The sequence below is a fragment of the Pseudonocardia adelaidensis genome, from assembly GCF_039543345.1.
Taxonomy (GTDB): Bacteria; Actinomycetota; Actinomycetes; order Mycobacteriales; family Pseudonocardiaceae; genus Pseudonocardia; species Pseudonocardia adelaidensis.
The window spans coordinates 12,763-36,893 of the sequence record NZ_BAABJO010000030.1 but is presented as its reverse complement, the minus strand read 5'-3'; the positions used below and the strand labels follow the sequence as shown (position 1 = coordinate 36,893).

The 24,131-nt window shown below is 66.8% G+C and carries 19 protein-coding genes and 1 pseudogene; 11 read left to right on the top strand and 9 right to left on the bottom strand.

Annotation, left to right across the window (positions count from 1 at the left end):
• Nucleotides 1–169: 169 nt before the first annotated feature.
• On the bottom strand, nt 170–1,450 hold the full coding sequence (locus ABEA81_RS31220) for a hypothetical protein (RefSeq protein ID WP_345610014.1): 1,281 nt from the start codon (nt 1,448–1,450) through the stop codon (nt 170–172).
• 199 nt (nt 1,451–1,649) lie between these two features.
• A complete protein-coding gene (locus ABEA81_RS31215) occupies nt 1,650–1,826 on the bottom strand; it encodes a hypothetical protein (protein ID WP_345610012.1) in 177 nt (58 codons plus the stop codon).
• 708 nt (nt 1,827–2,534) lie between these two features.
• Here ABEA81_RS31215 and ABEA81_RS31210 point away from each other — a divergent pair.
• On the top strand, nt 2,535–4,541 hold the full coding sequence (locus ABEA81_RS31210) for an alpha-ketoglutarate-dependent dioxygenase AlkB family protein (protein WP_345610010.1): 2,007 nt from the start codon (nt 2,535–2,537) through the stop codon (nt 4,539–4,541).
• A gap of 294 nt (nt 4,542–4,835) precedes the next feature.
• The gene (locus ABEA81_RS31205) at nt 4,836–5,459 is read left to right on the top strand and encodes a hypothetical protein (protein WP_345610008.1); all 624 of its coding nucleotides are present in this window, start codon (nt 4,836–4,838) and stop codon (nt 5,457–5,459) included.
• Here the strand turns inward: ABEA81_RS31205 and ABEA81_RS31200 are convergent.
• The gene (locus ABEA81_RS31200; RefSeq protein ID WP_345610006.1) at nt 5,443–7,740 is read right to left on the bottom strand and encodes a hypothetical protein; all 2,298 of its coding nucleotides are present in this window, start codon (nt 7,738–7,740) and stop codon (nt 5,443–5,445) included. The genes ABEA81_RS31205 and ABEA81_RS31200 overlap by 17 nt on opposite strands.
• Nucleotides 7,741–7,854: 114 nt before the next feature.
• Between ABEA81_RS31200 and ABEA81_RS31195 the strand changes: the two genes are divergently transcribed.
• Nucleotides 7,855–9,702, top strand: coding sequence for a DUF6585 family protein (locus tag ABEA81_RS31195; RefSeq protein ID WP_345610004.1), 1,848 nt, complete (start codon nt 7,855–7,857; stop codon nt 9,700–9,702).
• A 280-nt stretch (nt 9,703–9,982) separates the two neighbouring features.
• Here the strand turns inward: ABEA81_RS31195 and ABEA81_RS31190 are convergent, their stop codons facing one another.
• Nucleotides 9,983–10,354: a YybH family protein gene (locus tag ABEA81_RS31190; RefSeq protein WP_345610002.1), complete on the bottom strand. Its 372-nt coding sequence runs from the start codon at nt 10,352–10,354 to the stop codon at nt 9,983–9,985.
• A 60-nt stretch (nt 10,355–10,414) separates the two neighbouring features.
• Nucleotides 10,415–11,702, bottom strand: a pseudogene (locus ABEA81_RS31185) (IS256 family transposase).
• Nucleotides 11,703–11,988: 286 nt separating this feature from the next.
• Between ABEA81_RS31185 and ABEA81_RS31180 the strand changes: the two are divergent.
• A complete protein-coding gene (locus ABEA81_RS31180; RefSeq protein ID WP_345610000.1) occupies nt 11,989–12,270 on the top strand; it encodes a hypothetical protein in 282 nt (93 codons plus the stop codon).
• A 330-nt stretch (nt 12,271–12,600) separates the two neighbouring features.
• On the opposite strand, the gene ABEA81_RS31175 is transcribed toward ABEA81_RS31180, so the two are convergent.
• Entirely contained in the window at nt 12,601–13,632 is a 1,032-nt protein-coding gene (locus tag ABEA81_RS31175; RefSeq protein ID WP_345609998.1) for a hypothetical protein, read from the bottom strand.
• 804 nt (nt 13,633–14,436) lie between these two features.
• Here ABEA81_RS31175 and ABEA81_RS31170 point away from each other — a divergent pair.
• Together ABEA81_RS31170 and ABEA81_RS31165 are read left to right on the top strand one after the other, a co-directional pair.
• A complete protein-coding gene (locus tag ABEA81_RS31170; RefSeq protein WP_345609996.1) occupies nt 14,437–15,258 on the top strand; it encodes a hypothetical protein in 822 nt (273 codons plus the stop codon).
• Between the two features lie 307 nt (nt 15,259–15,565).
• The gene (locus tag ABEA81_RS31165; protein WP_345609994.1) at nt 15,566–15,850 is read left to right on the top strand and encodes a hypothetical protein; all 285 of its coding nucleotides are present in this window, start codon (nt 15,566–15,568) and stop codon (nt 15,848–15,850) included.
• On the opposite strand, the gene ABEA81_RS31160 is transcribed toward ABEA81_RS31165, so the two are convergent.
• Nucleotides 15,822–16,811 (bottom strand): GlxA family transcriptional regulator, encoded by a 990-nt coding sequence (locus tag ABEA81_RS31160; protein ID WP_345610173.1) that lies wholly within the window; start codon nt 16,809–16,811, stop codon nt 15,822–15,824. The two genes, ABEA81_RS31165 and ABEA81_RS31160, sit on opposite strands and share 29 nt — an antisense overlap.
• A gap of 260 nt (nt 16,812–17,071) precedes the next feature.
• Between ABEA81_RS31160 and ABEA81_RS42785 the strand changes: the two genes are divergently transcribed.
• The 5 genes from ABEA81_RS42785 (at nt 17,072) to ABEA81_RS31135 (ending at nt 22,092) form a co-directional block, all read left to right on the top strand.
• Entirely contained in the window at nt 17,072–18,334 is a 1,263-nt protein-coding gene (locus ABEA81_RS42785; RefSeq protein ID WP_425570750.1) for a GlxA family transcriptional regulator, read from the top strand.
• Between the two features lie 132 nt (nt 18,335–18,466).
• Entirely contained in the window at nt 18,467–18,637 is a 171-nt protein-coding gene (locus ABEA81_RS31150; RefSeq protein ID WP_345609990.1) for a hypothetical protein, read from the top strand.
• A 223-nt stretch (nt 18,638–18,860) separates the two neighbouring features.
• The gene (locus tag ABEA81_RS31145) at nt 18,861–19,427 is read left to right on the top strand and encodes a dihydrofolate reductase family protein (RefSeq protein ID WP_345609988.1); all 567 of its coding nucleotides are present in this window, start codon (nt 18,861–18,863) and stop codon (nt 19,425–19,427) included.
• Nucleotides 19,428–19,668: 241 nt separating this feature from the next.
• Nucleotides 19,669–20,016, top strand: a complete 348-nt coding sequence (locus ABEA81_RS31140; RefSeq protein WP_345609986.1) for a hypothetical protein — start codon at nt 19,669–19,671, stop codon at nt 20,014–20,016.
• Between the two features lie 636 nt (nt 20,017–20,652).
• A complete protein-coding gene (locus tag ABEA81_RS31135) occupies nt 20,653–22,092 on the top strand; it encodes a cellulase family glycosylhydrolase (protein ID WP_345609984.1) in 1,440 nt (479 codons plus the stop codon).
• Nucleotides 22,093–22,684: 592 nt separating this feature from the next.
• Here the strand turns inward: ABEA81_RS31135 and ABEA81_RS31125 are convergent.
• The gene (locus tag ABEA81_RS31125) at nt 22,685–23,464 is read right to left on the bottom strand and encodes an SDR family NAD(P)-dependent oxidoreductase (RefSeq protein WP_345609982.1); all 780 of its coding nucleotides are present in this window, start codon (nt 23,462–23,464) and stop codon (nt 22,685–22,687) included.
• A 428-nt stretch (nt 23,465–23,892) separates the two neighbouring features.
• Entirely contained in the window at nt 23,893–24,024 is a 132-nt protein-coding gene (locus ABEA81_RS31120) for a hypothetical protein (RefSeq protein ID WP_345609980.1), read from the bottom strand.
• Between the last annotated feature and the right edge of the window lie 107 nt (nt 24,025–24,131).

Here is a 24,131-nt window from a genome sequence, read left to right as displayed (position 1 = left end):
GGGCGGGTGCGACAGCGGACCTGGATGCTGCGTAGCGGTTGAGCGCGTCCGCGAGAGTGGAGCTGACGGGATTTTCCACCCCTGGCCCCTTGATGAGATGCAATGCCCGCTCTGCGAACTTGCACCCGGCGCATGCGGCATGCTCGCGTCTCGACGCCCGAACGGCAAGTCAGTCATCGTTGCTGAACGGATCGAATCCTGGCGGCCACTTGGTGTCCGAATCCCATACCGCTGGCGAGAGATGGGGGTTACCTTCTTCGAACACGCCGCCAGTGAACATGTTGAGACCGAACTCCGTTCGATCAGGAAGACGGTCGCCGCGATAGGAAAGCACCAATCCCTGCTCGCCATACGCAACAATTGCGACTGAAGCCGCTTCGGAGAAGTCTGCTGCCGATATGTCGACGGCATGGTCGGGCAGCGTCACATGCCCCTTGAACTGCGATCCTTGCAGTTGCAGCTTCACCGTGGTCGCATGAAGGCCCCTTGATTGCAGGAAGGCATATTTCAAACTTCGCAGGAGTTCCGCATCGGAAAGGAAGGCGCAGTCCTGCAAGAGTGGCATCATGCCGGTCCACGCACCGAAGCAGTCGTAGGTGAATTCTCCAGAGAACACCGCACCGGCAAAACTGACAGGCGCCTCGACCAACACCTCCGATATATCCACGCCGGAGGCGAAGTAGCAATCATCGAAGATGATCCCACCTCCCGTCACTCGGCCCCGGAGGTTCACGTCACCAACTATTACACTGTGTCGAAAATCGATCCCCGCCGTCGTGGTGGATACTCTGCCGAAGTCCACATCGATCAAGACGGATTCTCGAAGGTCCCACGGATCGGCGACCGAGTGATCGATACGTTCAAATAGTAGCTTGGCCGCGCTCCTCCGCACGTCCCACTCGTCAGGATTCGCCCACTGATCTCGACGAGCAAGCCGGGATCGTCGCGGCTCATCGCCCTCGGCCTCTTCCGAATTTTTCAAGGATACGGGCTGACGAAGATAGTCGCAAAGGTGGTTCAAGCATGCATTTCGATCACGCTCGGAGTCGTCAGCGAGTCGCGCTAAGGCCTTCGTTCCAGCAAGGCGAGCAACTGATGTTTCGCCTGCCAATTGGGCTGTCGCGGCGCCAAAACGATCCGTGAAGGCCCTGTCCTGGTCACGGTAACTATTCGACTCTTCGGTGCGTTGGCGACGATAGCTGACGTAGATGCCGGAAAGCGCCGCGACACCGGCAACGGTGGTCAACGCAACCTTGAGCGCTTCCAGGCGAGCTTGAGCCTGCTTCTCCTCGAATGTTTGGCCGAAGAAGGGAACCGACTGGAGAGCCATGATCCCGAAGTAGGCACCGGCCGCAAGCACAGCGCCACCAAGGATGAGCGCCATGTAGGTACGCGCGAACGGACGCGGAACATAGGCGGTGCGGCGATATTCCCTCCCGTCGCCATCCACTCAACCGACCGGCCTACGCGTAGGTCTGAGTGACGGCCTGTCGTCTTCTACCTCGTGAGCTCGTCATGTCCCAACTCCTCGGATGTTCGGCCGGCAGCCACTGCTGCCGCGTGGGCAGTGCCGATTCTGAGCCATCCCCGCGATCCTGGCCAGCACTTCGCGGGGCTGGGCGGAGTCAACTCGGAACCCTCGGTTCCCGCTACGAGACCAGCGACGGCGCTCCGAGCCTGATCGCAAGGTGACTTGTGACGGGGATCGGGGCGCAGCGGTCGTCTGCGTTGTCGACGTATATGGGGTAACCGCTGCCGGTTTCGTCGAAGGTGAGGCGGCAGTCGTCGCAGGTAGCGACATGGCAATGGATGCGGTCGATGCTCATGACTGCAGCTCCACCACCCAGACGCAGCAACCGCACCGTCCCGCTCCCGCCGCGCTGCCCCTACGCCCTCGCCGACCACCACTGCCGGCTCCGGGAACTCCACGGCAGCCGCCGATGGGTTGCCGCGCAAAACGCGCACGGGTTGAACCACACGAACACGGCGGACAGGCCGATGATCAGCAACGCCGCCACGACGACCGAGCCGAACTCATCGAAGATGTCATCCCGCTCAGCGAGCCCATAGCTCGCCGCGATAACCGCGACCCGCCGTCACAACAACCGTCGTCGGCAGGACGGGATCGCAGAGCGCCGCGCTCAACCGTGTACCCGCACTTCGGTCGGCCACGTTCCTCCACGGCAGATGCCGCTGTCCACCCGGCAAGGCGAGGACGGCCGGTCTCACACCTCACCTTTTGCGACGACACTCTCCTACACTTCCATACAGCGGAAGTAAGAAAGTTGACATATTTCGCCGGAATCTTGACATGTCTCGCCTCCTCGCGGGAGCCGAGGGGCTACGACGCGCCGATGCTGCTTCTCCAACGCGCGCAGGCAGTAGCTGCCCACCACCGGCAACGAACCCAACATCTTCTCCGCACTCGGCACGCCGTAGGTTGCCGAGGTGGTCGTGAACGCATCCAGCCGCACTGCGACCCTCCTCGCGATCGAGCAGGAGAGCCAGCTCTTCCTGCTGGTATTTTTCCTACCATGATCCGGCCACGCCTCCCCGAAGCTCGCATTATCGACACGCGCCAGATCCTGCTCTTGCTCTCGCCAGGGGACGACGCACTTCCGATGAGCGACTTCGCTGGCACGGTGGTCGCCGACCCCTCGGCGGGGGTGCCCAAGGTCGAGGGGAAGGCCGTCTACCTATGCGGTGACGTGGCGAAGGCTGCCGATCTCGACCTCTCGGCCGCGTCGCGTGTCCTGGTGATCCGAGAGGGCTCCTACGGTTACGCGGCGGGCGACCTCGCCCCTTCGGCGCTGGTGGGCGCCGGCCGGGTCCCCATGCACGTACACGGACTTGGTGTGTACTACCGATGCTTCTTCGGCCCGGAAGACGACTACGCCGAACGGATCCGCAGCGAGCACGCCTTCCAGTCGCTGACCGAGTCCACCAAGCCGGGGACGGCCCATCGCACCGGAATCTACCTGACACCGGTCAGAAAGGAGCGGGAAGCGCTTCATTTCCGCCTGCTGCGCTGCTCGACTAATTTGTCGGGCCCGACTGACAACTTCCGATCCACCGACCGGCACATCGTCGACGCACTGAACCAGGAGGCGGCGCTCGTCTTCTCGGGGGCTGCGCCGTTCAATCACGTATTGGCGCAGATCTATCTCAACACCCCGGCCGACGCCGGGAAGAAGCAGACGAAGGCCCGCATCTCGTCCCACGCGGACAAGACCAAGGACATGCCGGACCACGGAGTGATGGCGTTCTGCACCTTCTATGATCATCTCGATCGGCTCGGTCCCATGGCCGGCGACCCCTTCGACCGTGGTTACCGCGGGATCAGCGGATTGACCCGGCTTCGCTTCCGACACAAGGAGACCGAGCAGGAAGGCGCGTATCCGAACCAGTTCACGATCACACTGTATCCCAACTCCGTGTTCTTCATGCCTCTGTCCACCAACCGGCGCTACACCCACGAGATCGTGCCGTCCGAATTGGACGCCGCGCGGCTGCCGACCCGGCTGGGATACGTGGTGCGCTGCTCGAAGACCGAGGCGGTCCATGAGGGAGGGCGCACCTTCCTGCTCCAGGACGAGGCACGAGTGGAGCTGGAGGCCCCCACGCCCGAGGGGATGAGGGACCTTCGCCGGCTGTACGCCGAAGAGAACAAGACGTCTGCCCACATCGACTACGGAGACGGCTTTCGCTTCAGCATGAACGCGGGCGACTACCGGGCGCCGATCTACGAGGCGTCCGACATGTTCCCCACATACAATGTTCCGACACCAGGCAACCTGTTCGCCGAGCTGTCCGCGTCGGCTCGGACCGAGGATCTCGGAAAAGGCCGGCGCGGCGCGGTACTCGTGGTGGCTGATGGCCTGCGCGGGGTCCCCATCGTCCGCACCACCACGGCTTACACGCTCCCGGCTCAGTGCTTCCGACCCATCCACAGCACGCTCGCGCAGCAGATCCGCGCACGTGCCTCGCTCGCAGTTCCCTTCAACAACGCGCTCCTGGAGATCTACACTCGCGCGTACCCCAAGATGGGCGCGCACTCGGACCAGGCGCTCGACCTGGACGATGCCGGGGTCATCGCCCTCTTCTCCTGTTACGAACGCCCCGAAGCCGAGCCCTCACGGCGGCTGATGGTGGAGTCGAAGGAGCCTGGGGAGCCCTCGTTCGTCATCCCGCTCCTCCACGGCCAGGTCGTCGTGTTCTCCGCCGACACCAACCGAAGGTTCCGCCACCGGATCGTGCTGGACCCCGAGACTGCAGACCCCGACAACCGCTGGCTCGGGATCACGTTTCGCACCTCGAAGACCTACGTACACGTTCGTGACGGGCGGCCGCATCTGGCGGATGGCACGCCACTGACCCTGGCCGACAAGGAGGATCGCCATGAATTCCTCCGGCTCCGACGCCGAGAGAATCAGGAGATCGACTTCGTCTACCCCCGCGTCACCTACACCATGAGCCCGAGCGATCTCTGGCCGCCCGAGATGGCCACCACGCCGAGCGCTCGTTCGCAGGCTGTCGTGTGACAGTGGCGCTCACCTGCAGCCGCAACAGGAGCTTCCCAGCGTCGGCCCCTGTCCCGTCCGGGCTCGGAAGAGCACCTGAGCGGGGGCGCGGCGGTCCCGGTCCGACCTCTCGCAGGTAGCGGCACTGAGACCCGCGAGCAGGCGATCGCCGTCAACGGGCACGGGAGGCGTGGGCGAGACAGACCTCGACCTGGCCCATGGCGAGAACTGCACGAGGACCTCTACTGTCGGTTTCGTTCTTGATGCCGCACGCGAGGGGTCGAAACCCGGCCATCGGCTCGTCGAGGAGAGGACATGGCGACGCGGAACCGGTGGAGCGTGTACCCGGACGATGTCGTCGGATGGCGGTCCGAGCTGCCGCAGCTGCCGGACGACACACTCCGCACGTGGTCACGTTCCGTGCTCGATGCCGGAGCCGAGACCGGGATGCTGACGCCGATCGCGCCGGTACCCCCGGGATCGCTGCCGTTCGCGGGAGCGCTGCGGACGGCTACACGGGTGGCGCACGTGAACGGTGACGGCGACGTGGTCGAGTGCGATGTTGCCGACATGGCCGATCTTGTCGCCGAGGTCCGGAGCACGGCGGCGTCAGTGCATACGCCCGCGCTGACGGTGACGTCGCTCCCGCGAGGCGGGGGCGGCGTCTCGACGACGGTCAGCTTCGCCACCGACATCTGGCTGCCGTGGACGTCGGTGGCCCACGAGCCCGGGATGCGGTGGGACGAGCTGGTCGACAACTCCGAGCTCGCCACCGTCCACACCCCGCGTCTCAATGCCTTTCTCGCCGCGGTGCGCGAGGCGACGGAGGACGTGGGTGGGCAGTGGTCGCTCGACGAGGACCTGCTCTTCTCGCTCTACGCGTTCGAGGTCGACGAGAGGGGCGTGCTGCTGGACGTCCCCCTCAGCGAACACGCCTGACCCGCCGGATGCGGTATCGCAGCACCGCGAACACGGCAATGGCACCGAAGGAGGCCGTCAGGCCGTAGCCCAGGATCGACCAGGGGAAGAACGAATCCTTCGATCCAGGCGCGGGCGTCACCGAGCCCAGCCAGAGGCGTCCGGTCGAGTCGGTACTCGGCGTGTCGAGGGAGGCCGCGGCGGCCGCCGCGAGATCGGGATAGCGGCCCTCGAACGCGGACCGGTCGATGTCGTTCAAGGTGACCGTGTCGAACTCGATGCCGCCGTAGACGTAGTTGACCTCGTAGGAGATCCCGTCGATCACCTCGATCCGAGTGATGTCGTACTCACCTTTCGTCAGGGAGGTCATGTAGTCGTCGTAGATCTCGCGCGACGACCACGCCTGCTCCGATTCCCATGCCGTCACGTCGCCCGAGCCGATGATGTCGCCGTAGGTGGTCTCGTCCTGTAGGGCTCGCTGGCGGTACCACTCGGCGGCGATCCGGCTCAGGTACACGCGGCGCAGGTCCGCGTACTCCGGCGCGCTGTTGACGGCGCGCTGCAGGTCCGCGAGCACGACCGAGCGGTAGACGCCCAAATTGTGGTCCCGCACCGCGGCTGACTGGCCGCGGCATCCGGTCTCGTAGCTCACGGAGGTCGCGAGCTCGATGTGCACCTCGAGCGGCGCGTCCAGGATGTAGAGCTCGTCGTGCTCGGTGTGCACTGTCGCGGGAGCGGGGACGATCCAGAGCCGCAGTGCCGGGACGCACCGCTCGCCGGTCGAGCCGCGCTGCAGCCGGCCCCAGTAGCGCGCCGAGTCCGGGTTGTCGGGCCGGATCAGGGCAGCGACGGTCTTCTTCATCTGCAGGTCGGCCTCGAGCAGGACGCGTCCGGCGTCGGTGCGCCCCAACTGCGGATCCACGATGCGGTCGGGCTCGTCGGGATGGAGGTTGACGAAGAACGTCGACGGGTCGAGAGCGAGCCAGGTGAAGAAGGCGTCGGAGGCGAGGGTGGCCGCACGCAGGTCGGATCCGGCAGGGGTAGCCGGCACACGCCCCTGGGCCGAGAACGAGTATTCCAGGCCGGCGCCCGACTCGGGCTCGGACAGGTAGCGCAGCTCCAAGGTGGTGAGGTCGATGCCGCCAGGATCATCGGCCGCTGCGGCCAACGCGCCCTCGGCCGCGGTGCCACCTCGGCCGCCGAACAGGCCGGCCGCACCGTTCCTCGCGACCTCGGGTCGAGATGGGGGCGAGCTGGTTCCGGTCTGCGGCGACGGGTTCAGCGGTTGCTCCGGCGCCGCGGGCGCCTCGGCTCCCGAGCCGCCCGCCGGGGCGGGGCCGGGATTCGTCGGTGTGCCGGGAGATCCGTCGTCACCCGGATCCACGTCGTCGGGCAAGAAGATCTGCGCCTCTTGTTCCCCAGTCTCGGCGTTCACACCTGCTGCGGTTTGGACGATGAGCAACTGGGGCACGGGCTTGCCGTCGACCAACATGTCCTGGTGGATGCCAACGTCCTTCAGCCCTTGCTGTATCTGCGCCCGGTCCTTCATCTGACCCAGTGGGATCCTGATCCGACTGTCGTCGTCGGTGACGCCTCCCGCCGCCGGCCCGAACGACAGCCAACTGACCTTCAGCGCGTCGTCTGCGACCGGCTCGTCGTCGCCACCCAGTTGCCCGGTCTGCTTCTTGACGTTCGGCCGGACATTGAGCCCGGTCACGTGCTTGTGCTGAATCCCTCTGACCTTCTCGGCGACCGGAAGGCCGGACTCGCGGTCGAGGTACTGCTGCATGCTCCCGGCGTCGACGGCATCGCCGCAGGTGGTCCGAGCGGTATCACCGCCCGGGGAGTAGCAGCCTTCGATGAAGACGGCGTGCCCCAGGTGGAGGAGAGGCAGCACGACTTGCTGCAGGAATTCGGTCTGGCCCGGAGAATGGACGTTCTTGGCGAACTTGTAGAGCCCTTCGTCCAGCCGCACCCTCCGGCCTGACCCGTCCACCCTCCACGCCGCCCTGTTGAGGAGGCGACCGTCGCCGTCCTGCGGCAACGCGATCCGTTCCAGGAATCGGAACGCCCCCGCCCGGATGAACTTCTCGGCCGTGTACCTCGCGTCGTCGAAGGTCATCGCGTCGTCCACGTCGGGCGATCCCGCCTGCAGCGCGGTCAGCACCGCCTGCACACGGCTGCCGAACCGGCCGTCCGGCCCGACCAGCGGGTCTTTGGACGGATCCAGGGCATCGAGGGCCTCCATGACCTGGTCCTGGGTCCAGCGCGGGTCCAGTAGCTCCGCGAGCTCGTCTCTCACCGCCCCTGCCGGCGGCTCGATGTCGAGACGAATCCGGGGGAACCGGATCGTCCCCGGTTCGGCGAGGTCGAGCTCGTCCTGTGCGAACGCCCGCGGCGCGACCTGAGACCGGACGTGCGAGACGTCGACGGTGAGGAGCCGGTGCGGCGCTGTAGCGGTGACGACGACGAACCGATCCCCATCCCACAGCTCGATGCCGGCGACCCCGGCGACGGTCCGCTCACCGACCTGCTGCCACTGTCCGCCCGGCGCGGTGAGGACGTCGGCCAGGGCGCGGGGCACGAGCAGGTCGGGGACGAGCGCACCGACGGCGTCGTCGGGCGGGTCGGAGAACCACCTGCCCGCCAGCCGGTCGGCCGACGCTGGCCGGGACCACGCCCACCAGTCGGCGTCACCGCGCATCGCGCTGGTGGTGCCGTCCGAGCGGATCTGGGCCGAGCCGCCATCGGGGCGGACGAGATCGGCGGCGACACGACCGTCGGCTGCGATCGCGACCTCGACAGCAGTCGAGATGCCGTATGCGTCGACGACCGTGCCTCGGTAGGTCACTTCCTGCTCACCGGCGAGCGCACCGGCGGCTGCCGCGACGAGCCCACCCGGCCGGTCACCCGCGATGGCGGCTGCCGCGAGTCCGCCAGTGATCGCGATCAGCACCGCCACGATCCCGATCAACCTGCGCAACGCTGCCGATGCCGGGTTGCCGCGACGATTCGGCATGGTCCCTCCCAAGTCGAGATGCGGTCAGCACCCATGACTTCCTGCGGGCGGGATCGGTTGGGGTTGGCGGCGCGCGGATTCAACGCGCTCCCGGCCCCCAACCATTCCGGTCGGTGCCGGGTCCTCCCAGGTATGAGCAACGCGAATGGCGGGGATCAGCGCTGGGCCGTGGTCATCTGGAGTGTGTTGGTAGGCCTGATGCTGGCCGGGCTGGGGACGTGGTTCGTGCAGCCCGACTCGCCACCGACGTTCGGACCGATCGAGTGCGACGGCGAACTCATGGGGCCGGGCGACAAGTGCGTCGTGATCGGAGGCGCGGGTACGGACTTCACCTACGAGTCCGAGCAGGCATCCCGACAGGCCAGACTGGCAGCGTGGCGCGACGAACCCGGCGACGAGGTCATCGGTTGGTCACTCATCGGCTTCGGCGTGCTGGGAGGCGTGGCCGGGTGCGGCGCGGGAGCCCGACGGAGGGAACCACACCTGCGTGATGACCTCACGCAGGTGCCACCGGAGCTGCGAGCCGCCGCAACGGAGCACCGGCTGGGCGACCACTCGCAGACCCACCGCACCAAGCCCAGCGAGCTGTGGGCGGCGGTCGGTGGGACGGTGTTCTTCGTCGCCGTCACCTTCGCACTCGCCGTCGGACCCGCAACAAGTGGCGGTTGGGTGGGCCTGCTGGTCCTGTTCACCGGATTCGGCGCGCTCTCCTGCCTCGCAGCAACGGTACGGCAGCTGTTCGTGGCCCGGACCGAGCTGTACCTCTTCGCCAACGGCCTGGTGTACGCCAAGGGCGGCACTGTCACGGCGTTCCCCTGGCGCGACACGGAGATCCGGCGTTCCGTGGTGAAACAGCGGAACTCGTCGACCCCGGACTACCGGTACTGGCTGCAGCGCCCCGGCTCCCCGTCCGTCGAGCTGAGTCCCACGCTCGGGCTCAACGACTTCGGCCCCGAGATGGAGCGTCGACTCACCACCGATCGTGCGCCCGCCGATCTCGACGCAGTGGCGGCGGGCCAACGCATCCAGTACGGCCCCCTCGCCCTCGATCTCACCGGCCTCACCACGCCGAAGGACACAATCCCCTGGTCCCAGATCCGGGCGATAAAGATCGAGAACGGCCAGGTGCAGGTGTGGCAGACAGACGCACGTCGCGCCCAGAACTTCGATGTCGCGAAGGTGCCCAACATCTTCGTGTTCCTCACGCTCGTGGAGACGCTGCGGGAAGCAATGCGACGAACCTGACAGTGCCAGGACCTTCGGTGAAGAAGCCCGCCGTTACGTGACGACCAGCCAGCCGAGAATCACGCTCGCCACCGTGCTGATCACGTCCGCAGCCAATCAGACACAGGAATTGTCAAGACCTGTGGATCAAGATCTCTAGTCGACTGTGGGTGGGGCGTGTTCGTCGGGTCGTTCGATCAGCTGCCCGTAGCGGACGCCGGTCTCTCCAGACCGGTGGATGTCCACAGGAGATCGGTATCGGCTGGGTGGTCCGTCAGTCGGCCCTGGATGGGCGGGCGCGTCAGTCTCCGTTGAAGCCGTTGTCGACGGCGAGGAGCCAGCGGCCGTCGGGCTGCCGGCGGAGGACATCGGCAAAGCGTGATTCGAGCTCGAGCGGGGTGCCGTCGCGCCGGTGGCCGGAGAGGGTGTACTTGCCGAGGACGAGGACGACATCGTCCGAGCGGACAAAGGCGTGCGGGTGGATGGTCAGGTGGCCGCGGAGCTCGATGAGTCGCCGCAGCGCCGTGCGCAGCTCCGCGGGTCCGTCGGTGATGCGACCTGGCTTGATCACGAAGACGGCTTTCGGGTCGTAGAGCGCGAGCATGCTTTCGAGGTCGCCGGCGTTGTAGGCGGTGGTGAGCGCCGGGTGCAGCTCCTCGGGTCGAGTCGACATTGCGGGCAAACGTAGCACGCATTAAGCAAGCTCGTTGTCAAGACCTGTGGATGAAGATCTTTAGGCGGCTTGGGGTTGGGGTTGTTGGTTAGGTCGTTCGACGAGCTTGCCGGCCTCGAAGGTGGCGCCGGCGCGGACGAGGGCGACGAGGTGCGGGGCGTTGACTGCGCGCCAGCGGTCCTGGGCGGCCTGGATGAGCTTGAACGCCATTGCCAGCCCGGCCGCGCGTGAGCCGGGCCCGCGGGTGATCTTGGTGCGGTGGCGGACGGTGGCGAAGGTCGACTCGATCGTGTTCGTGGTGCACAGGTGGATCCAGTGCTCGGCCGGGAAGTCGTAGAAGGCCAGCAACTGGTCGAGATCGTCGGTGATCTTCGCGACGGCCTTGCCGAACTTGGCCCCCATACGCCGCTTGGAACCGGGTCACGGCGTCGAGGGCGTGGCGGCGATCCTCGGCGTTCCAGATCTCCGCCAGTGCCTTCTTCGCCCCCGGGTGCGCGGACGTGCGCAGCGCCCCGAGCACGTTGGCGATCTTGTGGAACCAGCAGCGCTGCTCCCGGGTGGCCGGAAACACCTCGCGCAGCGCGCCCCAGAACCCGAGCGCGCCGTCGCCGACCGCGAGCACCGGGGCGGACATGCCGCGCCGCGCGCAGTCGCGCAGCAGGTCCGCCCAGGACTCGACCGACTCGCGGTAGCCATCGGCCAGCGCGACGAGCTCCTTGCGGCCGTCCGCGCGGACCCCGATCAGCACGAGCAGGCACAGCTTGTGCTCTTCGAGGCGGATGTTGACGTGGATGCCGTCGGCCCACAGGTAGAGGTAGTCCACCCCGGACAGGTCGCGGGCGGCGAAGCTGCGCTGCTCGGCCTTCCAGGTCTCGGTCAGCTTCGTGATCACCGGTGCGGACAGCCCGGCCGAGCTGCCCAGGAACTGCCCGAGCAGGGGCACGAAGTCACCGGAGGACAGCCCGTGCAGATAGTGCAGCGGCAGCACCTCGGTGACCTTCAGCGTCTTACGGCACCACGGCGGCAGGATCGCTGAGGAGAACCGGCGCCGTTGGCCGGTGTCGGGGTCGGTGCGGCGGTCGTTGACCCGCGGCGCCGTCACCTTGACCGCCCCGGCGCTGGTGAGCACCTCGCGCGGCTGGTGGGAGCCGTTGCCCACGACCAGCCGCCGGCCGTGGTCGTCGCGCTCGCCGGCGAACTGTGCGATGTAGGCGTCGACCTCGGCCTGCAGGGCTTCGGCGAGCATCCGGCGGGCACCCTCACGCACGATCTCGTCGATCAAACTCGGCGAACCACCCGCTCCGCGGGGGTCATCGGCATCGGCACCTCCAGGAACTACGGTGAGCACGGGTCGTACCTTCCCGACCGGCGTTGGCGCGCCGATCTTGCTTGAGGGCTTGCAGGTGATCGGGAGGGTACGACCCCTCCTGATCATCCACAGGTCTCAAGCATTGCTCATCAGACACGGCCGACCTCCAAGGCCTGTTGTGCTGGTCAGCCGGCCCCCAACACACGACGCACGTCCGGTCGGCGCGGGCGCGCAGCACGCCGCAGGGCGAATCCCGGCCGGCCGATCAGCGAGCCCGGCGCGCCGTCGTCCCATCCGGTGGCGGCTGCAGGCCGTCGTCGAGAGGATGCAGTCGACCTTCGGCGTCGTGCCGACGTTCGACGTCCCCGCCGGCACTTCCGTGGGCGTCCTCGCGCGCGGCACCTTGCTCCTGTGGCTGCGGGCGGAGCCCCTGCCGCCCGCGGTCCCGGTCGACGGGGGGATCTTCACGGTGGCCGGCGACGTCCGCCTCGTGTACGCCTCGGGCCGCCTGCGGGCCGAGGAGCGCACGACCGGCCGCATCCTGGGCGAGGTGACCGGCATCGGCCCCAAGTCACGTCTATCCGCCTGGGCCGACACTCGCACGTGACACTCGGAGCAACGGCCCACCGAGCGCAAGGAAGCGCTCATTCACGGCAAGATACCGGCGAGAACCGTCCAGCTTCCGACTGTCCGACTTGGAAAACTATGCCAACCCGTTCTCTCTCTGATCACGAACGCGAGTCGGCATGCCCACGGCGCAACGCCTGCAACGTCATCGGCGAGCGAGTCCGCCTGCGGCCCGGCGCGAGCACCGCCCCCGTCCTGTTCCCGACCACGGGCTCGTGAGTGCTCGTGCTCACCTCCTTCTACACCCGCGGCCTCCCGCTCCGCCGCGGCCCCGGCGTCGGGAGCGACGGAGCAGACGGCATCCATCTCGTCAACGCTGTTCCGCGTCCCCGCCGCTGCGCATCCGGAGCTCGAGCTCCCACGGTCCGGGGGTGTCACCAACCAGCCACCACACCTTGGAGCGGCCCGCATCCAGATTCGTGAGGAACTCCCGCCAGACCGGCTCCGGGAGCAGTGCCATGAAGCCGTCCTCCTTCTGGTTTCCGATGCCTTTGCCTGCCCAGTGGCCCAGCATCAGGAAGTTCAGGCCGATCGCCATGTCACCGGGCAGCACGGGCCCACTGTTCTCGACGTACCTGCTCGTATAGACGACGGGCTCGTTCTGCCCCGGCCGCCAGAGGTAGATGTTCTCTTCCGCGAACGGGACCCCCGGGAGCAACGCGACAATGTCCGGCGCGGTGCTGAGCGTCCTCAGCATCCGCCGCCGTGACTCGACATCCACCGAGAGCGTCAGACGGAGCCCTTTCAGGCGCAACGTCAGATATGGCGTGTGCATAATGGCTGACTTCCCGAGAATCGAATGCGCCCGCTGCGCAGCGAGATCCAGCAGCGGTCGGCGGGTGCTGTCGAACCACCACGGAAACGGGTGACAGCCGGCCTCGTGCCCGAGCACGGTCAGGACTCTGCTACGCCCGAACTGGAGGGCGACGTCGATCTCCCCCGCAAGAAGCGGAACCACCAGCAACGGCGGCCGTCGGCCGACGGTCGTCGCCAGCGCGCGGATGATCGGCGGCGCGGCCTCGTACAGGAATCCACCCAGCGCCGGCCCGTGGGGAGGCGGATCGATCTTCGTCAGACCGCCTGCCTCGACGGTGCGGCCCTCGACAGCCTCCCGGTGGATGGTCGCGAACAGGGTGTAGGGGAAGTCCGGTGGCCGAACCTCCCCCGGCAACTTCCGCACGACCAGCACCAGCTCCTGCTGGTCGAACGCCTCCAGACCTCGCGTCGCATAGAGCCACCCCCGACCGCTCGAGCGGCCCAACACCGGCACATCGTCGATCTGCACGCGTACCGCGTTCGGGACTACATCCACCACGCCCACACGCTTCGGCTCGCCGCTCACGATCCCTCCGTCCTGACTCAGGCCCGGCGCCCGCGTCGTCGGGATCGACCCCAACCACCCGACGTTGGTTGGGGTCGCAGACGAGCGATTGCTCCCTCGAACTTGCAGAACGCTCCAGTCCTGAGCCGAGAGCCCGACGTCGGGGAGTCCGCCGAGAATCGCACGGTTCTGGACACGGTTCGCTATTTCAGGTTCAACCCCGGTCCGTACCGCCTTGTGCCGTCCGTGGTACGTCTGCCTCCATCTGGCTCAGCTGGAGCTCGAGCTGGCAAAGGGAGATGTTGAAGGGGCAGGCCGGTCCCGCCGGCGCGCTGGTCGTGATGCCCACCGAGGACCTCGCCCTTGCCGCCGGTGAACACGGCACCGTCTGCGCGTGGGAGCTCGCCACCGGAAGTCTGGTGCATCGGCTGCCCGGCCGGCCCGGTCCATCGGCAGCAGTGGAGAAGCAGGTCGAGTCGGTCGTGCATGGCTCGTGGCAGCCAAGAAGGTCGACGGCATCAGCGGATTGAGCCGGCGGCCCAGGAGTCCGGTACCGCCCGCTGACGGTGCGGGCAGCGAGGCGGCGGCACGGCTTGGCGCTGTCATCGCGGATGGCGCACCAGACGCGCCGAGGACACTTGCTCGGAAATCGCTGAAATTGGCAAGGATGGGACCTTTATTGTCAAGGTTCCACCCTGTGTCCCACCCGTCCGGGTGATACCGTCCCGTGGCCCGATGATCATGGATTGCGCAACCCGGCTCCCCCGGATCAGACGTCCGACGGACGCGCATCCACTCGAATCAGAAGCAGAACAAGGGACGTACATGTCGACGACAAGAAAGCGCATCGCACTTCGGGCAGGCCTGGCCGCCGTGGTGATCACCGCAACGCTCACGGGCTCGCTTCTGGCATCTGCGAGCGTCGCCGCGGCCGATCAGCTCGCACCCACCTCGGCGGCGAGCTCGTCCGGTCCCGTCGCGAGCGCGATGCTGAAGTCCGGGGAGAAGCTGAAGGCGGGCCAGGAGATCAAGTCCGCGACCGGCAAGTTCACTCTGCGCATGCAGACCGACGGAAACCTGGTTCTCCTCGACAGCGCGGGCGACGTCGAGTGGCACGCCGGAACGGCACCGAACCCCGGCGCCGTGACGACCATGCAGCGTGACGGGAACCTCACGGTCACCTCGACCGACGGCAAGCCGCTCTGGTACACGGGGACCCAGGGCAAGGGCGTGAACCTGCACGTCCAGGAAGACGGCAACCTCACCGTCCGTACGCCCGACGGCGATGTCCTCTGGTCACTCAGCGATGAGACCGCCAGCAAGGCTCAGCTGCGCCCCGGCGAGGCCCTGAAGGCCGGCGAAGAGCGCCACTCTCTCGACGGCAAGATCACGCTGCGCATGCAGAAGGACGGGAACCTGGTTCTGCTGAGCGACTCGGACAAGGTGCTCTGGCACGCGGGAACGGCACCGAACCCCGGCGCGAAGGCCACCATGCAGCGTGACGGGAACCTGACGGTCGTGTCGTCGGCCAACAAGTCGCTCTGGCACACCGCCACGCAGGGCTCCGGCGTGACGGCCTACGTCCAGAACGACGGCAATCTGACCGTCCGCACACCCGGCGGAAAGGTCCTCTGGACAAGCAGGTAACCACCTGAAGCATCGACGGATGGCCCCGTCGTCGGAACCCGTCCGGCGACGGGGCCATTTATCTGATCAGTTTACGGGCCCGGGGACGTGAAAGACGATCACGACCTATGCATGACCGGTTAACAGCCCGCAACGACTGCCCGCCGCGCGGGTCAGCTTCGGCACGGCCTGGGTCGTGGCCAGAATCAATGGCGATCTGTCCATCCTGCTTCTTCCGCTCAGGCTATGTCGACGAGATAATCGTCATGGGCGGCAATCGATATGCCTGACGTTCGGCACGTACCGCCCGCGTCCGTTCGTTCGCGCCATGACGCACGACGATTTCAACAAGCAGGCATCCATGAACACCAGCAGTTCCACCCAGGCGCAACGCTGCACGTTGCCAGACTGCGACGCAATCGTCGTTCAACCGGAATGCGGCGGAGTACCACAGATCTACTGTTCGCGGGAGCACCGGAGGATGGCGCGGAAGTTGCGGAGCATTGCTCGTGCCGAGGCGGATCCGGTTCAGGTCGACACGCGTCTGCCCCAAAAGCCTGATGTCAACGACAACCGGGCGTGGCTCACGAACCCGTTCTCAGTTCAGTCCTGAGATGCGCTTTGCCCGCACTCGGCGCGCGCCGTGGGGCGTAGCTGGACGGCGGCACACCGTAGGTGTCGAGGAAGGCCGTGCGGAGGCTTTCGGTGGTACCGAACCCGCAGCGCTCGGCGATCCGTGCGAGGGGGAGTTCGGACGAACTGACCAGCTGCGCAGCAGCCTCGGTCCGCGCACGTCGAACGTACCGCGCGGGGCTTTGGCCGACGTGGGTTTGGAAGAGACGTCGTAGGTGCCTCGCGCTGATTCCAGCCCGCGCCGCGAGAGCAGGGGTGCTGAGGTCCTTGCCGAGGTTGCTGGTGATGTGGTCGACGACCTCGCGCATCACGGGATCGGACGGGACTGGCGCGGCGACGTGGACGCTGATCTGCGCCTGGTTACCCGGGCGTTGCAAGTAGGTCACCAGTGCTCGGGCGACAGAGCGTGCCAACTCCGCGCCCAGATCCTCGGCGACCAAGGCGAGCGTGAGATCGAGAGCCGCGGTGACCCCCGCCGACGTGTAGATCGATCCGTCGCGGATGTAGATCGGATCCGGGTCGAACTTGACCTTCGGGTAGCGGCGGGCGAGCTCCGGGGCGAAGTCCCAGTGCGTCGCTGCCCGGCGGCCGTCGAGCAGGCCGGCGGCTGCCAGGACCCCCGCCCCCGTGCAGACGGACGCCACGCGCCGGGTCAGTGCTGCGAGGCGTCGGACGTGCCCAACCAGTCGTTGATCATCAGCTGCATGTGCAGCGCCGAAACCGCCGACGACGATCAGCGTGTCGGCAGGCTCACGATGGCGCTCCAGGACTCCTTGGGCCTCGATGCGCAACCCGTCGGCGCAGTTGATCGTCCGTCCGCCCGGGGTCAGGAGCCGCACATCGTAGTGCGCACCTCGACCTTCCACACATGCAGCGATCAGTGTGGAGGTCACGCAAGCTATCTCGAGCAGCTCAGCGCCCTCATAGCCCACGACCAGCATCGTCCGCGTCTCCACGCGCCGACGATACGGCCGACACGTCCTTCCGGACCAGTTCCGCAGGATTGCGGCCGTCCCAGCGATCAAGCCACACACCAACCCACCGAGCGGCGCCACGATGCCGCCGTGATCCACGCTGAAGCTGCCGCTCGAGGCCCTCCACACCCGACCGCAGGTTGCGTCGCTGACCCCGCGCCGCCCGTGCACCCGCGGAGCCGCACAACAGGCATGGCAGCGGTGGTCGGCAGCCACGTATCCAGCCAATGACGCGAGTCGAGCACAAGGGACCCTTGCGCGAACGCCAGGGCGTAAACAAATCACCTCGACCATTCCACCACCTCTCGAGTTTCCATCTGCCGTCGTCCGTCGACCAATGGCCGAACTTTCCACCGAAAGCTGAGTGGCGATCCAGAGAAGAAGGGCTCGGTTTCGAGCGCATGATCAAGGGAAGCCTCCAGCGGCCGCACACACCGAAGATGCACGTAGTTGCCGTACTTGTCACTCCCGCCGCTTCAGTACTCGAACTAGCCATTCCTGCCGAGGTGTTCGGGCGTTTTGCTGACCGATCAGCTCAGGGGCAGGAGAAGAGCCGGCCGAGGTATGTTGTGCGCATGTGCGCCATGCAGCCTGGCCTCATCCCCGTCTCTCACGGCGTCTCGATAAGAGTTCCGCACGGGCTCGACGAGCTGAGCAGCGCCGACACCGTATTCATCGTCAGCGGCAACCACGACTATCCCCCAGAGCCTCCTCCTGCATTGGTGAAAGCTCTAGAACAGGCGCATTCCAGGGGCGCGCGGGTGGTTGCCGTTCGATCGGGAGTCTGCATCCTGGCGGCCACCGGCCTACTCGATGGGCGGCGCGTCGCGAGTAACGCTGATCTCGCCGACAATCTGCGCCAGCACCACCCCGCAGTTCACGTCATGCCCTCGATCCTCTACACAGCCGACGAAAACATCGTGACCTGCGCCGGCGGGACGGCCGTACTCGACCTCTGCCTCGACATTGTCCGGCGAGATCACGGAGTCACGGTCACGCATGGGGCAGCCCGGCAACTGCTCGCGCCACCGCATCGGAGTGGCGATCAAGCTCAAGCGGTCGACCTTCCGCTTCCTGAGCGGACTGGTGGCATGTCGGAGCTCCTCGACTGGATCCGAGCCCGCCTCGATCAGCCATTGGCACTCAGCGACTTGGCTGAGGCCGCCAACGTTAGCCCTCGAACCCTCGCAAGGCGTTTCCACTCCGCTCTAGGGATGACGCCGATCCAATGGATCACCAACCAGCGGATCCGACTCGCTCAACACCTGCTCGAAACCACTGAGGACCCGATCAGCGAGATCGCGAGGACCGCTGGGCTGGGCGGCCCCGGCAACCTTCGCCAACAGCTCGTTCGCACAACAGGTCTCTCTCCTCGAGACTACCGAAGACGCTTCGGGCGATCCGGACACGGCATCGATCTCGCGTCAGAGGTGGAGCGCCGTAGGTCGCCCGCTCGGCCCCCGTACGGCGTCGCCGAGCCCGGGAGTTGAACCTGCCGGAGCGCGATTGGTTGGGGGCATTTGACGACATCGGCGGTGTTGTCGCCCGGCAAGAGATCTGTCCGACGAGTGCGCCTCGCGGTGGAGCGGGACCGCTGGCGCGACGAGCATAAAGGAGATTCCATGAGAGTCGCACGCCTCTTCGACGGCAAGGACGATTCCGGCAACTGGCGCATCGACCCGAACCGGCCACGCATCGACGATCCCGAGGAACGCCAGCGGCTCGGTGACTTCCTCGCCGGCGCGATATTGCTTCTGCGGGTGAACGCCCGCGAGAAGGGCGAGAGGCCCTAAGACCGGCGGCACGCGTTGTCCACCGCAGTCGGTCTCGCCGCCGCACCCGCACCCTCGACTCCAAGAAACTCTGAGGTCTGCAACGTCAGCAAAAACGACGAACGTCGACACGGCCCGAAACATGCTCGCCTCCTCGCCGCGCTGGCGTAGCGCGAGTGGAGCACGTTCTGCCGTCGCCGCAGGCCCGCGAACACCGGCCCCCTGCGCTTGATCGGAGAACCCCGTGGCATCACTCATCCTGTACATGTCCATGTCCCTCGACGGGTTCATCGCCGGACCCGATGACCGCAAGGGTCAGGAGCTCGGCCAGGGCGGCTTCCGCCTGTTCGACTGGCTGGACGACCGGATGGGCGACGGCCCGAACGGGCAGGTGTACCGGGAGGCCATGGCGACCCGCGCCGTCGTCTCCGGACGTCGCACCTTCGAGCTGGCCGGGCGCTGGCAGGGCGACCACCACGACGGCGTCCCGATCTTCGTCCTCACCCACCACGTCGAGGAGGGCGACGTCCCGCCGGGCAGCGCACGGTTCGTCACCGACGTCGGGGAGTGCGCCGAGCGGGCCCGCGCGGCGGCGGGCGACGGTGCCGTCCTCGTGCACGGGGCGGGCGCGGCCCAGGCTCTGCTCCGGTCCGGCGAGCTCGACGAGATGGAAATCCACCTCGTGCCGGTCCTGCTCGGGGAAGGGCGCCGCTTGTTCGACTCGCTCGGGGCCGACCGCATCGAGCTCGAATCGGTCCGGGTCCTGCAGGGACACAACGTCACGCACCTCAGGTACCGCCTACGCCGCTAGCGACCCCTTGTCCGCTTGGGGTTGACATTTGGCCAGAGGTCCCCCGGCGGCCGCACCGCTCGACGAACGCGACACAGCCAGGCTCACGCCCAGTGCATGGTGGAACAGCCGGACTTCGGCCACGAGGCCGACGCCATGTCCGATCCATAATCCACCTGATCATCACCAGCGGCACGATGAGCAGCAGGACGGCCTTCCCCCTCCACCAGCACCCGGGCCCGCACATCGAAGAGGTCAACACATGCGAGATCCAGCAGACAAGGAGTTCGTCGGCGCCCTTGTTGCGTTCGTCGTTGTCTGCATCGCGTTGCTAGTAGCCGCATCGTTCCTCGTGGCATCCGTGATCGTGCGTGCGGCTCCGGATCCCGTCCGCACCGTGGACTGCACGATCGCCGACAAACGTGCGGAGACCGGTTCGTACGGCGGCTCGATCGAGTGGATCGAGACGGTTGAATGCGGGCGCCTCGAGGTGACCGAGGAAGCATGGTACAGCCTCCAGGTCGGTCGCAAGTACTCTCTCACGTTGCAATATGGGCAAGACCTCATCAGAAATCCAACGTATCTCGTCGCCGTGAACGGCGAGAGATAGACGCTTCTGAGCCTGACCTCTGGGCCGTCTGGCTCCCGCGGCAGCGACCCCGGGCGATCCTTTAGGCGAATTCCGGTTGATACTGGTCGTCGGAGGCTCCACGAGCCTCCGCCTCAGCATGGGGCAGGGTTGGCCGACGAGGCGGAACCCAGACTGTGCGTTCGGCACACGTCTTCACGGGGCTGCCATCGACTACTCGACGGAGAATCAGGCCTTCCGCAGCGCTCTTCCGGACGGCCGGCTTCAAGCGCGCTGTCGGGCCTCGGCCGCCCTCGGCTGGATCGCGCTCGGCATAGAGAGCAACGGATCATCCGAGTCCCGCGATGGGACCTCCACTCCTCACCGGACGCTGCCCGCGGTGGCCTGACCGGAACGGGCCAGCCGAAAACTCGTGATCTGATCACCTGTCGATATATCGATGCCTGGCAAGAAACGAGCAAAAACTGACCGTCCAGCGTCTTCACCTCGACGATCTTCAAGGGGAGGATGCCAGACGTGCCATGCCGCAGGGCATGGCGTGGGAACGGCTCGGCTCCCGCATGACATGCGGCGCTCCCCAGACCTCCGGCGATGCCTTCCGGTGAAGCGGGGGCCGGGCGGGTTCACCCTTTGTTCGCTCCCCGGGGGAAGCTTCAGATGATCACTTCACGATGGCGTCGCCGTGCCTCGCGCGCGGGCGTCGTGTTGGTCGCCGCAGCGCTCGCGGTCGGCGCCGCCGGTGGAGGTGCGACTGCCGCGCACGCAGCCGACGTCCGGACGGCCGAGGCGCCAGCGCGTATCGCGGTGGGAACCAACCGCACCCTTGTCGACACCCGGACCGGCGAGGCGTTCTTCCCGCGCGGGTTCAACTATGTGCGGCTCACTCCGTCTCCAGCAAGACCACAGAACCCGTACCATTCCACATTCGAACCCGCCAGCTACGATCCGGCCCGTGCCGACGCAGCGCTTCGCCGCTTCGCTTCCTTCGGCTACAACACCGTGCGGGTCTTCATCGACCCGGGCGACGGGCAGGACAACCTGGCGAGCCGGCCACACGGGCTGGGCCACGGTGACGCCGATCAGCGCCCGGCAGACCCCGCCTATCTCGACAATGTCGCCGACTTTGTCCGCAAGGCCGCCCAGCACGGGGTCTACGTGCTGCCGTCGCTCGACGTGTTCCCGCAGAACGGCTACTACCGCGGCGTCATCGCGGCCGCGACTCCTCCGCACAACGTGGAAGGGCGCAACCGCTCCTACATGTACGAGGGTTACATCCGGGCGAAGGAGCACTACCTCGCGACCTTCACCTCCGAGATGAAGAACCGGCTCGGCGTACTGATGAGCACATTCCTCGCTCTGCAGACCGACAACGAGGCCTACTACACGGTGAACACTGCGCCGTTCCAACAGAAGTCTGGGACGGTAACCGTCGCCGGGCGCACATACGACATGGCGGTGCCAGCGCAGCGCCAGGCAGCGGCCGATGACGCGATCGTGGCCTACGCCGACCGCACCGTCGCGGCGGTGAAGGGCGAAGATCCCGCCCTCCTGGTCACGATGGGCGCGTTCACGAACAAGGCTGTGGGCAAGACGTTCGACGGGCTGTCCGGTCAGTGTGGTGGCGCTGCTTGCTCGGACCCGCGGTATCCGGTTCGGATGTCGACGCTGACCCGCGACTCCGATCTGGACCTGTTCGACCTGCACACCTACCTGCACCCGAACCGGCCTATCGAGACTGACCTGGACTCCATGGAGTGGTCCGCCGTCGAGGGAGTAGTGATCAACGGCGAGTTCGGTGCCCTGCACGCGGAGTACAACCTTGACGAAGCGCGCCGCGGGCTGGTCGAGCACCAGGTCACGACGTGCTCTCTGGGCATCTCCGGTTGGCTGTTCTGGACCTGGGACACCGACGAGGACGCGACGCAGCGGCTGTTCCACCGTGGGAACGAATCCGGCGAAGCGATCGGGAACTCCCTGGCTCCGGCCAGCCGACCCGACGCGTGCGCGGCGCGTCAAGCACACCCCGTGACCCGTCCGAACCCCCCGCTCCTGCCCCGCCCGAGGGAAGGAGCACTACCACTACCCAGACCCCGCTGAGGGCGGCCTGCCGTGTCAGGCCGATCGGGCACCGCCACAGCGAGGTTCCAGGTCCGCCGCTCGGCGCCCCACCTGGGTCAGGCAACGCCAGCCGTCGGGAGGGTGCCCCCGACGTCGGGCCATGGGGTTCCTGCCACGACTGAGAGGCGCCCGAGAACACGAAGGAGCTCGGGGTGGTGGCCATCAGTGCACACGCCGTACCTGGACATCGCCGTTGCCGTACCACTCGAACAGCGAGCCGACGGCGTGTCATCCGGACACGCGATGATGCCTGGCGACGTCCTGTTGTCGCTGCCACGCGTAGCGATCTTGGGTCCATCGCGTGATGCCTCTCTACAGGCTCCTCGGCGGGTTTCTGCAGAGACTCACGCGACGGCCCCTGCTTGAGCCGATTGAAGCAGCGCTCGACGACGTTGCGCCGTTCGTAGGCGACGGGGTCGAAGCTCGGTAGTCGGCCGCCGGCGGAGCCTCGCCGAGCGCGGTTGGCCTCGCGAGGACCCGTCCTTCATTTCTACGCCACGGCTCTCACCAGGCCATGCCGCACACCCTCTGTTGGATGCCACTTCCATGTAGCGACGACGCGGTAGGTCCATCAGTCAACGATCTGGCCGCAGGTGACGTTCGCCGCTGCGCCGGTCATTGCGCTGGCCCGATCCGACGCGATCAGCACCGCGGCCTCGGCGACCTCGACAAGCCTGGGAAAGCGTTTCATCAGCGTCTGCTGCCTCAAGACCTCGAGGTAGTCAGAGTCGCCAAGCCCCGCCGGTCGGGCGTTCGAGTCGACGGCGACATCAGGCCCGAAGCTCTCGGGCGAGCCAGCCGAGCGGAGCCAGCACACGCGAACCCCCTTCGGGCCGGCCTCGGCCGCAAGTGTGCGGAGCATCCCCTCGATGGCAGCGCAAGCGGCGCCGAAGCCTCCAACCAGCGGCAAGGCGAGACGTGTCGGTGTCGCGGTGAGCGCCATGATCACGCCGTGGCCGCGTTCGGCCATATGGCGGGCGGCAGCCGTCGCTGTGAGGAAATGCGTGCGGGCGCCAAGCTCGATCGGTCGCATGTAGTCCTCGAGCGGCAAGCCAGCCAGCTCCTGCCCTTGCACGTCCTCGAGTCCGATGAGATTGAACGAGATGTCGACGCCTCCGGCCTGGCCGACGACTGAACTGAAGTGGCGCTCGACGGAACTCCCGTCGGTGGCGTCAACCTGCGCCGTGTGCGCGTCGCTGCCGCCGATCTCGTCCGCGATCGGAGCGAGCGCCTCAAGGGTGCGCCCGGCCAGGAATACCTGCGCTCCCTCGCGCGCGAACACGCGCGCGACAGCGCCGCCTACGTGGCCGGCAGCACCGTAGATGATTGCCGTCTTGCCTTCGAGCAGCATAAATGACCTCGCCTACTGGTTGAGTGTGCTCGGGTCTCACGCTTAAAGACCGTTCATCCCGCGAGGGGACTCATCGGATAAGGCTGCATCTGTTGTTGTCCGGGCAGAGTCCGGTCCGCCAACTTCAGGGTCGAGCGCAGCACTCCCGGCGCGGAAATGAGCGACGGCGTTGCGACTGCTGTGACGGCCACCGTTCCTGGTGATCATCGTGCTCGGCTGTCGTCACTGCTCGCCGAGCGGGCAGACCGGACGGATCTCCATCGCTCCGTGCTGGGCATTCGGGCGCGTGGACGCCACCTCGATCGCCTCGGCGAGATCGGCGCATCCAGCACCTCGAGCCGCATCTGCTCGTTCGGCTCGACCAACGGACCATCGGAGATCAGCACCTGTTGTTGCGGACGCCCACGGGTCGTGGTGGCGTGCACCGCTCAAAGCCGCTTGCCCCCAGCCGCACGCCGCGTCCGTCCATCTCCGCCGCCCCACTCTTTGATGGTGTGGGCCGCGCGGTCCTCCGGGGCCATCTCGCCCTCGGCGCCATAGATCAGCAGCATGTGCTGCATCTCGGATCCCTCCTCGTTCGGTCAGTCACCCCTACGACAACCGGGATCCGCCAGGATCGACATCCTGGGTCGAACGGCGGGTGAAGGTCGCGATGACCGGTGCCGAT